At 41.7% G+C, this 580-nt stretch carries 1 pseudogene; it reads left to right on the top strand.

Going from position 1 to position 580, the window contains the following annotated elements:
* Window positions 1-556: pseudogene (locus tag FW757_RS23170) on the top strand (IS4 family transposase); the annotation flags it as partial.
* Window positions 557-580: the final 24 nt, after the last annotated feature.

The raw sequence follows: 580 nt of genomic DNA, 5'->3' as shown, positions 1-580 counted from the left end.
GAGCCAGTATCTTGGCGCGACCGAGTTGACCAAAAGTGCACAATATCACACGCATGCAGTGCTGGTTGGCAAAGGGCATAAGTTATTAAAAAGAGATAAAAAACGTGGTTATAAGGAGCCTTGGCTACTCGTTTCTTCACTTCCAAAAAGGCACCACTTTCTCGAAAAAGTGCTCAAATTATATGGTATGAGAATGCAGATAGAAGCAGGATTTCGAGATCAAAAAAGTGTTAGGTTCGGCTTAGGCTCAGATCTGCACAGGACAAACAAACTCTATCGATTAGACATACTGTTACTGCTTGCTACACTGGCTCATTGGTTCTCAATGATGCTGGGCGCAGTGATAGACAAAGCAGGAAAGACAGGCTCTTTTCAAGCTAACTCAACCAAAAGGAGGCGAGTAGTGTCATGGGCATTTGTTGGATTGCGATACGTCAAAAAACAGTCCATTAAATTGCGACGGCGAGATTATTTGGAAGGACTAGCCTATTTCGTACAGGTAGTAGTGCAAATCGATTGGAAAAATATGGATGTGAGTGATGTAATTGAAACTTAATAATTATTTTTGGGGATCCCTTAG

This window comes from Pseudoalteromonas sp. 1181_04, from assembly GCF_052850545.1.
Note: the sequence above shows the minus strand (reverse complement) of the source record. Positions and strands in the feature narration are given on the sequence as shown.